This window comes from Rivibacter subsaxonicus (assembly GCF_004217215.1).
GTDB lineage: Bacteria > Pseudomonadota > Gammaproteobacteria > Burkholderiales > Burkholderiaceae_C > Rivibacter > Rivibacter subsaxonicus.
Window position 1 is genome coordinate 108,342 of sequence record NZ_SHKP01000005.1, and the last position, 14,030, is coordinate 122,371.

Genomic DNA, 14,030 nt, shown 5'->3' on the forward strand with positions numbered 1-14,030 from the left:
GCTGGGTTCCTGTCGAGGTAAGGCGCCGATCCGGCGCAGCAGCGTAGATGCGGCCGCCGGCCGCGAGTTCAATCGCCGCCGGCCGACGCAAGCATAAGTCCGGCCTCGAGCGGATGCGCGCGCAGGAAGTCGGCCGCCGCGACGCGGCGACCGCCCGGACGCTGCAGGACGCGCAGGCCAAGCGCGCCATCGGCCGTGGCGACCACCAGCTCGTCACCGGCCGCGCGCAGCACCTGGCCGGGCTTGCCGTTGCCGGCCACCGGCTCGGCGCGCCACAACTTCAGGCTCTCGCCGCCGAGCGTGAAGCTCGCACCCGGGAAGGGATCGAAGGCGCGCACCCGGCGTTCGATCTGCACGGCCGGCAGGCGCCAGTCGATTGCCGCCTCGGCCTTCTCGATCTTGTGCGCGTAGCTCAGGCCCTCGCTCGGCTGCGGCAGCGGTCGCAGACCGCCGGCAGCAGCCAGCTCCAGCGCCTCGACGATCAGGCGGCCGCCAAGGTCTGCCAGGCGATCGTGCAGCGTCGCGGTGGTGTCGGTCGGTGCGATCGGCTCGCGCTCGACCAGCAGCATGGCGCCGGTATCGAGACCGGCATCCATCTGCATGATCGTGATGCCGGTCTCGGTGTCGCCAGCCTCGATCGCACGGTGGATCGGCGCCGCACCGCGCCAGCGCGGCAGCAGCGAGGCGTGGATGTTGAGGCAGCCCAGGCGCGGCAGATCCAGCACCCAGGCCGGCAGGATCAGGCCGTAGGCGGCGACCACCAGCACGTCGGGCGCGGCCGCTTCAAGCGCGGCGCGCGCGGCGGCGGCGTCATCGGCGAACTTGCCGTCCAGCCTCAGGCCGCGCGGCTGCGCCAGCGGCAGGCCATGCTCGAGCGCGAAGACCTTGACCGCCGAGGGCTGCAGCTTCATGCCGCGCCCGGCCGGACGATCGGGCTGGGTCAGCACCAGCGGGATCTCGAAGCCGGCCGCGTGCAGCCGCGCCAGCGCGATGCGAGCGAAATCCGGCGTGCCGGCAAAAGCGACCTTCATCGGCTTCGCACCGCTCACGCCCCGTCGCGCGCCTTCTTCAGCATCTTGCTCTTGATGCGGTTGCGCTTGAGCGGCGAGAGGTACTCGACGAAGACCTTGCCGAGCAGGTGATCCATCTCGTGCTGCACGCAGACCGCGAGCAGGCCGTCGGCGTCGAACTCCTGCGGCTGGCCGTCACGGCCGAGCGCACGCACCCGTACCCGGGCATGGCGCGGCACCTTGTCGTAGACCTGCGGCACCGAGAGGCAGCCCTCGTCACCCAGGATCATCTCCTCGCTGGTCCAGACCAGTTCGGGGTTGATCAGCACACGCGGGTCGTTGCGCTCGTCGGACACATCGATGACCAGCACGCGTTCATGCACATCCACCTGGGTCGCAGCCAGGCCGACGCCCTGCGCCTCGTACATGGTCTCGAACATGTCGTCGACCAGCTGACGCACGCGCGCGTCGACTTCGGACACCGGCTTGGCGACGGTGTGCAGGCGCGGATCGGGGTAGCACAGGATCGGTAACAGGGCCATGGCAGAGCTCAAACAGGCGGTGGCAAGCGAATGCCGGCGGTGTGGATCGAACGCAACGCGCAGGCCGTGAACGGTGCCCGCGCGAGGGGCGCCGTTGCAGGCTGTTTCATTGCGGCATCAATGGTTTAGGGGCAGAATCTTCGAAACGAGGTGAGGATTTTCGCCGATCTCGCACAGCCCCGCAGGCCGTGTGTCAACGGTCGGTTCCGCGCCCAAAACCACAGGTCGCCGGCGGGATGGATCCGGCGACGCCGGAGATCCCGTTCATGACGCATCGCAAGTCGGCCCCGAGCCACAGGCCCCGCGGGGCCATGACCGCCACCGCGCTGACGCTGGGCCTGGCAGCCCTCACCACCAGCGTCGGGGCGGCGGCAGCCGAGCCGGGTTTCCCGATCACCGCACAGCAGCGCAGCACCGCACAGCAGGTCGCTCAGGCCGGCGTGCCGCTGTCGGAGCTGGCCGCAGACGCGCCCGACAGCTACACCGTCAAGAGCGGTGACACGCTGTGGGCCATCTCCAGCCTCTACCTCAGGAGCCCGTGGAAGTGGCCCGAGCTGTGGGGCATGAACCTCGAACAGATCCGCAACCCGCACCTGATCTTCCCTGGCCAGCTACTGGTGCTCGAGAAGTCGGGTGGTCGCGCCACGCTGAAGGTCGCCGGCGGCCAGCCGGGCGGCACCGATCGCCTGTCGCCGCAGGTGCGCGACAAGGGCCCGGGCGGCGCCGCGCTGGCCGCGGTGGCGATCAAGTATCTCGAGGGCTTCTTCAACGACGCCGTCATCCTCGACAGCAACACGCTCGAGAGCGCGCCGCGCATCGTCGCCACCCAGGAAGGCCGCGTGCTGCTCGGCAAGGGTGACACCGCCTACGTGCGCGGCGAACTCGGCGGCGTGCGCGACTGGCGCGTGTTCCGCCGGCCGAAGGCGCTGATCGACCCCGACACGAAGCAGGTGCTCGGCTACGAGGCGCGCTCGGTCGGCACCGCCCAGTACGTGCGCCCGGGCGGCACCAACGACCGCGGAGAGATCGTGCCCGCGTCGTTCACCATTACCAACGCGCATGAAGAGGCCAATCTCTTCGACCGCCTGGCGCCGACCCAGTCGATGGACGAGGCCGCGCTGGTGCCGCATGCGCCGGCCCAGCCGATCGATGGCCGCGTCATCTCGGTCTACGGCGACGCACTCAACGCCGGCCAGAACCAGATCGTCGCCATCAACCGCGGCACCCGCGACGGTGTCGAACGCGGCCATGTGCTGGCGCTGTGGCGCGCCGGCGCCGCCGCTCGCGACGTCACGCAGGGCGGGCGGCCGCAGGCGATGCGCCTGCCCGACGAGCGCCACGGCCTGCTGTTCGTGTTCCGCACCTTCGACAGCATGTCCTACGCCTTGATCCTGCGCGTCGAGCGCCAGGTCACCGCCGGCGACCGCTTCACCCAGCCCTGACGAGTTGCGGCGAGCGCCGCCGGGCCTGACTCGCGCCGGTTGCAGGCTGGAGCCATGCTCGACCGGAACGAACTGGCCGCCTGGCTGCGGCTGATCGAGACACCCGACATCGGGCTGGCGACGGCACGCCAGTTGCTCGCCGCCTTCGGCAGCCCCGAGGCGGTCTTCGATGCGCCGCCGGCGCTGTGGGCACGAACCGTCGGCGAATCCGCCGCGCGCGCGCTGGCGAAGCCACCCGACCAGCTCGGCGAGCTCGTCGAGCGCACTTGGGACTGGCTCCACGCGGACGCGCCGACAGCGCCCCGGCATCTGCTGGCCCTGGGCGATGCCGGGTACCCGAAGCTGCTGCTCGAAACGGCCGACCCGCCGCTGATGCTCTACGCGGTCGGTCGCGTCGAACTGCTCGCCGCGCCGGCGGTCGCGATCGTCGGCAGCCGAAATCCGACGCCGCAAGGCACGCTGGATGCGCGCGAGTTCGGCACCGCCCTCTCGAGTGCCGGACTGTGCGTGATCTCGGGGCTGGCGCTGGGCATCGACGGCGCGGCGCATGAGGGCGCGCTCGACGCCGGCGCGGCCACAGGCGGCGGCGGCACGATCGCCGTGATGGGCACCGGCGTCGACCGCATCTACCCCAAGCGCCACCACGCGCTGGCTCGGCGCATTGCCAGCGAGGGCCTGCTGCTGAGCGAATGCGCGCTCGGCGCGATGCCGCTGGCGCACCACTTCCCGCGCCGCAACCGGCTGATCGCCGGCCTGAGCCTGGGCACGCTGGTGGTCGAGGCGGCGCTGCAATCGGGTTCGCTGATCACCGCGCGGCTGGCGGCCGAGATCGGCCGCGAGGTGTTCGCGATCCCTGGCTCGATCCACAGCCCGCTGTCACGCGGCTGCCATGCACTGATCCGCCAGGGTGCCAAGCTGGTCGAGACGGCGCAGGACGTGCTCGACGAGTTGCGTTGGCAACCCGGGACGGTGGCCCCTGCCGGGCAGACGCCGTCCCTCGCCGCCCCGGATGACCCGTTGCTGGCGGCGCTCGGCCACGATCCGCTGACGCTGGACGCGCTGGCCGGGCGCACCGGCATCGCCCCGGCCGAACTCAGCGCGCGCCTGCTCGAACTGGAGCTGGCCGGGGTCGTGGCGAGGCTGCCGGGTCAACGATTTCAACGCCTGGTGCGGGCCTGAGCAATGATCAAAAGCCCCCTCTGTCGTACCGGTGCCGCACCCCACTGCGGCCGGGACCGCTGTGGTATCTTGAATCCATGTTCGAAGTGCTCGTCTACGTTTACGAAAACTACTGGCGCCCGGACGCCTGCCCCGACGCGCGCCAGCTGAGCCGAAAGCTGTCGGCGGTCGGCTTCGAGAGCGACGAGATCCAGGACGCGCTGACCTGGCTCGACGGCCTGAGCAGCGCCGCCGAGTCCTACGCCGGCACCCAGAGCGCCGTCGGCATGCGCGTCTACGTCGCGGCCGAGACCGAACATCTGGGCGAAGGCTCGATCGGCTTCATCAGCTTCCTCGAGTCCGCCGGCGTGCTGCGTCCCGACATGCGCGAGATCGCGATCGATCGCGCGATGGCGATCCCCGGCAGCCCGCTCGCGCTCGAAGACCTCAAGATCATCGTGCTGATGGTGTTCTGGAGCCTGGGCGAGGAGCCCGATGCGCTGATCCTCGACGAGCTGTTCGTCGATGCCGAGGACCGGCTGATCCACTAGCCGGCCGAAGGCCGCACCGCCACAACGACAAAGGCCGCCCAAGGGCGGCCTTTTCATTTGCACAGCAGCGCCTGCGTGCGGCAGCGCAGCTCTAGCGCATCAGCCGCGTCGGGTCGCTGTCGAGCTTTGCCAGGGCGCTGCGTGTGGCCTTGACGGTCAGCGACTCGTCCTGCGCTGGCACCAGCAGGCCGGCCTGCAGGTAGGAGGCCAGGCGCTGCTGCTGGAACAGCGTGCCGCGGCCCTGCACCGAGACGAACAGGCTGAGCTGCTTCTTCATGCCCTGCCAGGCGAGTTGCACCGCCTCGACCCGGCCGCGGTGCTCGAGCATGTACCAGCCACCGACCTGCAACTCGCGCGCCCACTCGCGCATCGCCGGAGTCGGCATCGAGCCCCCGTCGATGACCACGTCGAGGTCGTCGCTCTCGTGGCCCGAGAGGTCCATCACCAGCGACTCGTTGATCTGCACGTCCTCGGCATCGGGCAGCAGTTCCTCGAGCGTCTCCAGGCGCGCCATCAACTCGTTGAGGCGCTCGACCGGAATCGCCGCCGCGCGCGCGGTGAAGGCCGCGGCCAGCGAGTCGTTGAGGGCCTGGATCTGCTCGTCCTGCTTCTCCGTCGAGACACCGGCCTCGCCCATGCCCTCGCGCAGCGTCTTGAGCAGCCCGGGCAGGCGGCTGATGACCTCGGCCCGCTCCTCGCGCGAGACCTTGGCGCTGGCCGACCAGATCAGGTCGGCGGCGGCACGCTTCATGGCCTTGATGCGATCGCCGGAAGTGCCGGTCTTGAGCGCGGTCATCGCCAGCACGTCGGCCCAGACATGGAACAGGAACTCGCGCACCCCTTCCTGGACCGGCACCTCGTTGAGCATCTTGCGCAACTCGATGGTGTACTGGATCGCCAGCGTCTCGCGCTGCTCGACCTGCTGCGCCAGCGACACGCCCTTGCGTGTGGCCTCGTTCTCGTTCTTGAAGTAGTGCTCGAGGAAGCGCTCGAACTCGGTCAGCACGGTCTGGAACACACGCCGGCCGGTATCGGGATAGGCCTCGATGACCTGCACGATGCGCTTGATCTCCTTGTTCAGCGCATCGCCGATCTCGCGCGTGGTCGCGTCGAAACCCATCACGCAGGCGCCCATGCGGTCGATCAGCTTGCGCGCCGGGTGGTCGGTGGTGGCAAAGAAGTCGGGCTCGCCGACCGCCACCCGCAGCACCGGCATCTGCAAGCGCGCAAACCACACCCGCACCGCCGCCGGAATGCGCTCCTCGGTGAGGATGCTCTGGAACAGCAGCGCCACGATCTCGATCGTGGCCCGCTCGACCGGCGAACTCGCAGCCTGCTTGAGCGCCTGCTGGCGCCGTTGCAGGTCCTCGAGCATGGCCGGCGTCGACAACGCCCGCTCGCCGGTGGCGGTGGTCGCCATCTGGCGCGCCAGCGCCTGCTGGGCATCGGCCATCGCGCTTTGCAACGCCGGCGAGGCCTGCACCGTCTGCTGCGCGGTGACGACGAAGTCCGGCACGTAGCGTCCGACCAGCTTGTTGAGTCGCCCCATCACCGCGGCCGCGTGACCCGAGGAACTCACGCCGGTGCTGCCGAGCGCGTTCATGCGCGTCATCAGCCGGGTTTCCTCGTGCACGCCACCGCCAGCACCGCCGATCCCCACATTGGCGCCACCACGGCGCAGGACCGTGGTCGCGGCACCGGCAGGCAGGTCGCCAAAACCGCTGGTGACCGGCACGCTGGCGCCGGTGCCCGCGCCCTGCGAACGGCGGATGTAGGGTCGCAGGTCCACGTCGGGGCGCACGCCCTCGGACAGCAGCCAGCGGTTGGTCTCGTGATAGGCCTCGACCACCAGGTCGCCGAAGCGATCGTGGATCACTTCCTGCAGCACACGCCACTGCTCGAGCGTCAGGCCAGCGGCACGCCAGCCCTCGAGCACCATGCGCGCCAGCACATGCGGGCGCAGCAGGTCATCGGCCGCCATTTCCTCCTGCCGCTCGAGCACGCTCATGCGCGAGCGCAGGTCGGTGAACTCCGACGAGGCCTTGTCGGTCATCGACAAGGCCAGCCGCGAGGTCAGGATCTCGACATCGATCGTGTCGTCATCCACCAACTGCAGATCCGCGCCACCGCTGAACAGGCTGCGCGCGCTGTTGGGCAGCGTGACGGTGCCGGAGGGCGCCGGCTGCGGCCGCGCGGCACCGAAGGCATCGACCAGATGCTGCTGGAACTGGGGCAGCGGCGACGCGATGTCGAGCAGCACATGCTGGCGCTTGTGCGCGAGCTCGGGAGCAACCTTCTCCTCGGCCAGCCGACGCGCGCCGGCGAGCACTCCCTGCACCGCAGCCGGCACGCCCCAGACCAGCGTCTCGACGAACAGCCGACGCGCCTGCGTGGCCAGGACGTGAGACGCGGGGGCGGTGGCCATGAGGGTCGGGGGTCTTCCTGCGTGGGGTCGATCGATCTGATCAACTCTACACCACGGCCCCCGCGTTCGGATCGTCGGGATCGCCCTCGGCCTTGACGACCGAGCCCTTGACCAGGTCCTCGCGCTTGACGCCCAGCCACATCGCGATGGCGGCGGCGACGAAGACCGATGAATAGATGCCGAACAGGATGCCGATGGTCAGCGCGATCGCGAAATAGTGCAGCGTCGGGCCGCCGAAGATCAGCATCGACAGCACCATCGCCTGGGTCGAGCCGTGGGTGATGATGGTGCGGCTGATCGTGCTGGTGATCGCGTGGTCGATCACCTGCGGCGTCGTCATCTTGCGCTGCTTGCGGAAAGTCTCGCGGATCCGGTCGAATATCACGACCGACTCGTTGACCGAGTAGCCCAGCACCGCCAGCACCGCCGCCAGCACCGACAGCGAGAACTCCCACTGGAAGAAGGCGAAGAAGCCCAGGATGATGATCACGTCGTGCAGGTTGGCGACGATGCCGGCAACCGCGAACTTCCACTCGAAACGGAACGCGAGGTAGGCCATGATGCCGATCACCGTGGCCAGCAGCGCGTAGGCGCCGTCGCGTGCGAGTTCCTCGCCGACCGTCGGCCCGACGAACTCGCTGCGCATGAGCGCCACCGGCTCGCTGCCGTTGGCGGCAGCACCGGCTGCCGGGGCGGCCTCGCAGACCTGCTTGCTGATCGACTCGCCCTTGTCGCTGACGACATCGCGCTGCTGCACGACGCCGCCTTCGGCCTTGCACAGCGCGCCGAAGACCTGGCCGACGACGTCGCCCTGCTTGGCCTCGCCGCGCAGCGGCAGCCGGATCAGCACGTCGCGTGAGCTGCCGAACTTCTGGACCTGAACCTCGCCGAAGCCGAGCGCCTCGACCGCGCTGCGGGTCTTGCCGATGTCGGCGGCCTGCGCGTACTGGACCTCGACGACGGTGCCGCCGGTGAACTCGATCGACAGATGCAGCCCGCGCGTGACCAGGAAGAACACGGCCGCGGCAAAGGTGATGAAGGAGATCGCGTTGAGGATCAACGCGTTCTTCATGAACGGGATGTCGCGCTTGATGCGGAAGAATTCCATGGTGCTACCTCGTCTTCTGCATCAAGCCTTGGTCGCCGGCACGTCGCCAGCCGTCGTCTGAGCGCCGTCGGGGCGCCAGACCTGCCCGATCGAGATGCTCTTGAGCTTCTTCTGGCGGCCGTACCAGAGGTTGACCAGGCCGCGCGAGAAGAACACCGCCGAGAACATCGAAGTCAGGATGCCCAGGCAGTGCACGACGGCGAAGCCGCGCACCGGGCCCGAGCCGAAGGCCAGCAGCGCCAGGCCCGCAATCAGCGTCGTCACGTTGGAGTCGAAGATGGTCGACCAGGCCGCCTCGTAGCCGGCGTGGATCGCCTGCTGCGGCGGCTTGCCGGCGCGCAACTCCTCGCGCACGCGTTCGTTGATCAGCACGTTGGCGTCGATCGCCATGCCGAGCACCAGCGCGATCGCGGCGATGCCGGGCAGCGTCAGCGTGGCCTGCAGCATCGACAGCACCGCCACCAGCAGCAGCAGGTTGACCGCCAGCGCCAGCGTCGAGAACACGCCCATCAGCAGGTAGTAGCTGCACATGAACACGGCGATCGCGGCAAAGCCGTAGATCACGCTGTTGAAGCCCTTGGCGATGTTCTCGGCACCCAGGCTCGGGCCGATCGTGCGCTCCTCGATGATCTCCATCGGCGCCGCCAGCGAGCCGGCGCGCAGCAGCAGCGCGGTGTCGCTGGCCTCCTGCGTGGTCATGCGACCCGAGATCTGGACCCGGCCGCCGCCAATCTCGCCGCGGATCACCGGCGCGGTGACGACCTCGCCCTTGCCCTTCTCGAACAGCAGGATCGCCATCCGCTTGCCGACGCTCTCACGCGTGACGTCGCGGAAGATGCGCGAACCCTTGGCGTCGAGGCTCAGGTGAACCGCGGCCTCCTGCGTCTGGCCGTCGAAGCCGGGCTGGGCGTCGGTGAGGTTCTCGCCGGTCAGGATGACCTGCTTCTTGACGATGATCGGCACGCCACCGCGCTCGTAGAAGCGCTCGGTGCCGAAAGGCACCGGGCCGCTGCCGGCCACCGCGGCCTGGGCCTCGGCGCTGTCATCGACCATGCGCACTTCCAGCGTGGCGGTGCGGCCGATGATGTCCTTGGCCTTGGCCGTGTCCTGCACGCCCGGCAACTGCACGACCACGCGGTCGAGGCCCTGCTGCTGGATCACCGGCTCGGCCACGCCGAGTTCGTTGATGCGGTTGTGCAGCGTCGTGATGTTCTGCTTGAGCGCCTGCTCCTGCACGCGCTTGGCGGCCTCGGGCTTGAGGCGGCCGGTCAGCGTCAGGTCGGCCCCGTCGCTGCCCTCGACCCACAGCAGGTCGGGCTGGGCATCGGCCAGCGCAGTGCGCGCCGCGTCCAGCGTGGCGGCGTCGCGAAAGCGCAGCTCGACTGCATCGCCGGGCACGCGGGTGATGCCGGCATGACGGATGTTCTTGTCGCGCAGCAGCGTGCGCACCTCGCCGGTCAACGCCTCGGCGCGCTTGGTCAGGGCGGCCTTCATGTCGACCTGCATCAGGAAGTGCACGCCGCCACGCAGGTCGAGGCCGAGGTACATCGGCAGCGCATGCAGGCCCGTGAGCCAGGCCGGCGAGCGGCTCAGCAGATTGAGCGCAACGATGTAGGACGGGTCGGCCGGATCAGGATTGAGCGCCTTGGCGATCGCATCCTTGGCCTTGAGCTGGGTGTCGGTGTCGCCGAAACGGGCGCGCACCGAGTTGCCGTCGAACTGCACCAGATCGGGCTGGAGCCCGGCCGCGGCCAGGGCCTGCTCGACGCGCTTGACCAGCGCGGCATCGGCCTTGATCGTGACCTTGCCGCTCGACACCTGCACCGCCGGCGCCTCGCCGAAGAGGTTGGGCAGCGTGTAGATCAGCCCCACCAACAGTGCGATGCCGATGATCGCGTACTTCCACCACGGGTAGCGGTTCATTGCCGCCGTCCTTTCAGAGAGCAGGGAGCCGGCCGCGATGCGGCGTGCGTGCCGGCCGGGCACCTCGCGGCGCCGGCCCGGCTCCGGGATCGATGCGATCCCTTGACGAGAGGATTACTTGCCGAGGGTGCCCTTGGGCAGCACCTGGACCACGGCGCTGCGCTGCAGCTGCACCTCGACGCCGGTGGCGAGTTCGACGTGCACGTAGGTATCGCCGAGCTTGCTGACCTTGCCGAGGATGCCGCCGGCGGTGGCGACCTCGTCGCCCTTGGCCAAGGCGTCGATCATCGCCTTGTGCTCCTTCTGGCGCTTCATTTGCGGGCGAATCATGATGAAGTACAGCACCACGAACATCAGCACCAGCGGCAACATCGACATCAGGCTCGATGCGGTATCACCGGCGGGGGCCGGTGCGGTCTGGGCGTAAGCGGTCGTTATGAACACGTTCGATCCTTCGGGAGCGTGGTGTGGATGGAATCCACTATTTTAGGGCGCCGGCCGGGGTTCAAAGGGGCGCACGCTCTATCTGGCGCGCGTGTAAACCCGGTCGGACTCGGCCTTGCAGCTGCTCAGATGCGCGAGGCTGCGATTTCGTTCACGTCGCGCACAGGAGCGGCCAGTCCAATGAAAAAGGCACCCCGGAGGGTGCCTTTTGCATTTGGTGGCTCGGGGCGGAATCGAACCACCGACACGCGGATTTTCAATCCGCTGCTCTACCAACTGAGCTACCGAGCCAAGAGCCCGAGATTCTAGCAGAGCTTGAGGCCGCGTCCTAGCAGCCGCTCAGACCACTGCCGTCTTGCGGCCGCGGCTGAGGTCGACGCCGAGTTGCTTGAGCTTGCGATAGAGGTGGGTGCGCTCGAGTCCGGTCTTCTCGGCGACGCGGGTCATGCTGCCGTTCTCGCGCGCGAGGTGAAATTCGAAGTAGGCCTTCTCGAAGGCATCGCGTGCCTCGCGCAGCGGGCGATCGAGCTCGAAGCTCTGCTCGGCCTGCGGGCCGAGCGCCACCGCCACGCCGTTGACCGGCACGGCACCGACCTTGGCCATGCTCTCGCCGACATAGACGCCGTGGTCGCGCAACTCGAGCGGCCGCAGCGGCGTGACCGTGGCGGCGGGACGGGCCGGTTTGGCCAGGCCCTGCTCGACCGCGCGCAGCAGCTTGGCCAGCGTGATCGGCTTCTCGAGGAAGGCCATCGCGCCGACCTTGACCGCCTCGACCGCGGTGTCGATCGTGCCGTGGCCGCTCATCATGATGACCGGCATGGTCAGCTGGCCGCCAGCGCTCCACTCCTTGAGCAGCGAGACGCCGTCGACATCGGGCATCCAGATGTCGAGCAGCACCAAGTCGGGTCGCTCGCGCTCGCGGAAGGCACGCGCCTGGGCGGCGTTCTCGGCCAGTTCGATCGTATGGCCTTCGTCGCTGAGGATCTCGGACAGCAGTCCGCGGATGCCCAGTTCGTCGTCTACAACAAGGATGGTGGCCATGGAATCTCAGCATGTCGGCCGCGCCCCTGTGGCGCGCCGGTGGTCGTTGCCCGCATCAGGCAACCCACTTGGAAAATGATAACGAAACCTGGGCCCCTCCCGCAGCGGGGTCTTCCCCGCCCGTGGCAACCCCGGCTGGGGCCGCGCCGGCGGCCCCGATGTTGAGCACCCGCACTCGGGCCGCGTGCTCGTCGGCGATCTTCTTGACCACAGCAAGACCCAGGCCCGTACCCTTGGACTTGGTCGTGACATATGGCTCGAAAGCGCGCTTTAGCACCTTGTCGGAGAAGCCCGGACCGTTGTCGCTGACGATCAGGCGCACGCTGCGCCAGCGGCCGTCGTCGTGGCGCGCGCCCTCGGTGCGCACGCGCACCAGGCCGTCGGCCTTGTCGGCGACCGCGTCGAGCGCGTTCTGCACCAGGTTGTGGACCACCTGGCGCAGCTGGGTCGCGTCGCCCTCGATGCGCGGCAGGCCGGCGGCCAGTTCGGCACGCAGATGGCCGGCCTCCTGCTGGGCGGCGTAGAGCTGCAACACGTCCTGCACCAGCGCATTGAGGTCGAGCGGCGCCAGCTGCGCGGCCGGCAGGCGCGCGTAGTCGCGAAACTCGTTGACCAGTTGCTTCATCGCCTGCACCTGCGTCACGATGGTGCCGACCGAGCGCACCAGCATCTGCTGGTCGGGTCCTTCGAGCTTGGCCTCGAGCTTGTGCTGGATGCGCTCGGCCGAGAGCTGGATCGGCGTCAGCGGGTTCTTGATCTCGTGCGCCAGGCGCCGCGCCACTTCGGCCCAGGCCTCGGCGCGCTGCGCGGAAACCAGCTCGGAGATGTCGTCGAAGACGATCAGTCGCGCGCCGTCGGGCAGCAGCGCACCGCGCACCAGCAGCGTCAGCGGCTCGGCGTCGGCGCTGCTGCGCAGTTCGAGCGCGTCCTGCCACTGGTCGTCGCCGCGCTCGCCGGCATCGGGCGTTTCCTCGAGTTGGGCAAAGCGCTCGCGCGTGGCCTTGGCCAGCGCCTCGAGCCCGAGCACGTCTTCCAGCGGCTGGCCGCGATAGGCCGACATCGGCAGCCGCAGGATGCGCGTCGCGCCCGGGTTGACGGTGTCGATGCTGCCGGCGTGGTCGAACACGATCACGCCGGCGCTCATGTTGTCGAGGATGGTCTGCAGCTTGGCGCGTGCGGCGTCGAGCGCGCCGACGCTCTCGTCGACCAGCGCGCGGGCGTCGGCCAACTGGCGCGTCATGTCGGCGAAGTCGTGGGTCAGGCCGCCGAGTTCGTCGCCGGAGTCCGAGACCTGCTTCGGCCCGAGGTCGCCGCGCGCCACCTGGCGCACGCCCTCGGCCAGCAGCAGCAGCGGCTTGGCCAGCCGATTACCGAAGGTCGCGGCGAGCGCGACCGCGCCGAACACCGCGAGCACCAGCGTCAGCGTCAGCGTGCCGAGGTACATCTTGCGCAGGCCCTCGCGCGCCAGCGAGCGCTGCTGGTACTCGCGGTAGGCCGACTGAACCGCCAGCGCGTTGGCGGCCAGCGAACTCGGCAGCAACTGCGTGACTTGCAGGAAACGCTCCTCGGCGGTCAGCGAGAAGCCGCTGGCCGGCACCAGCGCGAGTGCGCGCACCCGCGGCTCGGCAATGCCCGATCCACCCGCGGCGGCTGCGGCTGCCGCGGCTGCGGCGCCCGCCGCGCCGGGCGGCGCGCTGCGTGCGACGCTGTCGTCGTCGAGCCCCTCGAGCTGGGCCTGCACCCGCGCCTGGCGCGCCTGGCGCAACTGCGCCGGGCTCGGCCGCTCGGGGCCGAGCACGCTGGTGCTGCCGCCGGCACTGGCGAGCACCTGCCCACCGGCGCCGAGCAGGCGCACCTCCTGCGCCGAGAGTTGTTCGCGCAAGCGTTCCAGCGCCAGCGGCTGAATCCGCTCGGGTGACTCGGCCAGCCGCTCGGCGGCCAGCCGTGTGCGCAGCGCCAGGTCGTTGACCTGGGCGTCGAGCGTGCCGCGGCCGAGGTTGAGACCGGCCTCGAGGGCGCCCTCGACCTGCACATCGAACCAGCTCTCGATGCTGCGCGCCACGAACACCGCGCTCACGGTGTAGATCAGGAGCCCGGGCAGCACGCCGACCAGACCGAAGATCAGCGCCAGCCGCAGCAGCAGCCGACTGCCGAAGCGACCGCTGGCAGCGCGCGAGGCCAACCGCGCCGCGGCACCGATCACCACCGCCAGCAGCACGCTGGCGATCGCCACGTTGGCCCAGAGCAGCCATCCGTAATGGCGCTCGTAGAACTCGCGGTTGTTGGTCGACAGCGCGAGCAGGAAGCTCAGCACCAGCCCGGCGCCGCTGATCGCAATCAGCGCGACCACCCAGGCCCAGCGCATGTCGCGACGATTCATGCCCGT

11 protein-coding genes and 1 tRNA gene are annotated in these 14,030 nt (G+C 69.4%); 3 read left to right on the plus strand and 9 right to left on the minus strand.

The window, feature by feature from the left end; all coding sequences use genetic code 11:
• Window positions 1–68: 68 nt before the first annotated feature.
• Window positions 69–1,031, minus strand: coding sequence for a methionyl-tRNA formyltransferase (fmt, locus tag EV670_RS06515; RefSeq protein WP_130431035.1), 963 nt, complete (start codon window positions 1,029–1,031; stop codon window positions 69–71).
• A 14-nt stretch (window positions 1,032–1,045) separates the two neighbouring features.
• Window positions 1,046–1,552: a peptide deformylase gene (def, locus tag EV670_RS06520; RefSeq protein ID WP_130431036.1), complete on the minus strand. Its 507-nt coding sequence runs from the start codon at window positions 1,550–1,552 to the stop codon at window positions 1,046–1,048.
• A gap of 311 nt (window positions 1,553–1,863) precedes the next feature.
• On the opposite strand from def, the gene EV670_RS06525 reads away from it, so the two are divergent.
• The 3 genes from EV670_RS06525 to EV670_RS06535 all read left to right on the plus strand — a co-directional run bounded on the left by EV670_RS06525 (window position 1,864) and on the right by EV670_RS06535 (window position 4,703).
• Window positions 1,864–2,994: a LysM peptidoglycan-binding domain-containing protein gene (locus EV670_RS06525; RefSeq protein WP_242616866.1), complete on the plus strand. Its 1,131-nt coding sequence runs from the start codon at window positions 1,864–1,866 to the stop codon at window positions 2,992–2,994.
• 54 nt (window positions 2,995–3,048) lie between these two features.
• Entirely contained in the window at window positions 3,049–4,173 is a 1,125-nt protein-coding gene (dprA, locus tag EV670_RS06530; protein WP_130431038.1) for a DNA-processing protein DprA, read from the plus strand.
• Between the two features lie 77 nt (window positions 4,174–4,250).
• Complete coding sequence (locus tag EV670_RS06535; RefSeq protein ID WP_130431039.1) at window positions 4,251–4,703, plus strand: Smg family protein; 453 nt, start codon at window positions 4,251–4,253, stop codon at window positions 4,701–4,703.
• A 91-nt stretch (window positions 4,704–4,794) separates the two neighbouring features.
• Here EV670_RS06535 and EV670_RS06540 read toward each other — a convergent pair whose 3' ends face one another.
• The 7 genes from EV670_RS06540 to EV670_RS06570 all read right to left on the minus strand — a co-directional run bounded on the left by EV670_RS06540 (window position 4,795) and on the right by EV670_RS06570 (window position 14,024).
• A complete protein-coding gene (locus tag EV670_RS06540) occupies window positions 4,795–7,128 on the minus strand; it encodes a DUF1631 family protein (protein WP_130431040.1) in 2,334 nt (777 codons plus the stop codon).
• A 46-nt stretch (window positions 7,129–7,174) separates the two neighbouring features.
• Window positions 7,175–8,236 carry a protein translocase subunit SecF gene (gene secF / locus EV670_RS06545; protein WP_130431041.1) on the minus strand — a complete coding sequence of 354 codons (1,062 nt, stop codon included), beginning with the start codon at window positions 8,234–8,236 and terminating at the stop codon, window positions 7,175–7,177.
• A gap of 21 nt (window positions 8,237–8,257) precedes the next feature.
• The gene (secD, locus tag EV670_RS06550) at window positions 8,258–10,159 is read right to left on the minus strand and encodes a protein translocase subunit SecD (protein ID WP_130431042.1); all 1,902 of its coding nucleotides are present in this window, start codon (window positions 10,157–10,159) and stop codon (window positions 8,258–8,260) included.
• A 114-nt stretch (window positions 10,160–10,273) separates the two neighbouring features.
• On the minus strand, window positions 10,274–10,603 hold the full coding sequence (gene yajC, locus EV670_RS06555) for a preprotein translocase subunit YajC (protein WP_130431043.1): 330 nt from the start codon (window positions 10,601–10,603) through the stop codon (window positions 10,274–10,276).
• A 215-nt stretch (window positions 10,604–10,818) separates the two neighbouring features.
• Window positions 10,819–10,894 (minus strand) — tRNA-Phe (locus EV670_RS06560).
• Window positions 10,895–10,942: 48 nt separating this feature from the next.
• The gene (locus EV670_RS06565; RefSeq protein ID WP_130431044.1) at window positions 10,943–11,644 is read right to left on the minus strand and encodes a response regulator; all 702 of its coding nucleotides are present in this window, start codon (window positions 11,642–11,644) and stop codon (window positions 10,943–10,945) included.
• Window positions 11,645–11,699: 55 nt separating this feature from the next.
• Window positions 11,700–14,024, minus strand: a complete 2,325-nt coding sequence (locus EV670_RS06570) for a sensor histidine kinase (RefSeq protein ID WP_130431045.1) — start codon at window positions 14,022–14,024, stop codon at window positions 11,700–11,702.
• Window positions 14,025–14,030 lie beyond the last annotated feature (6 nt).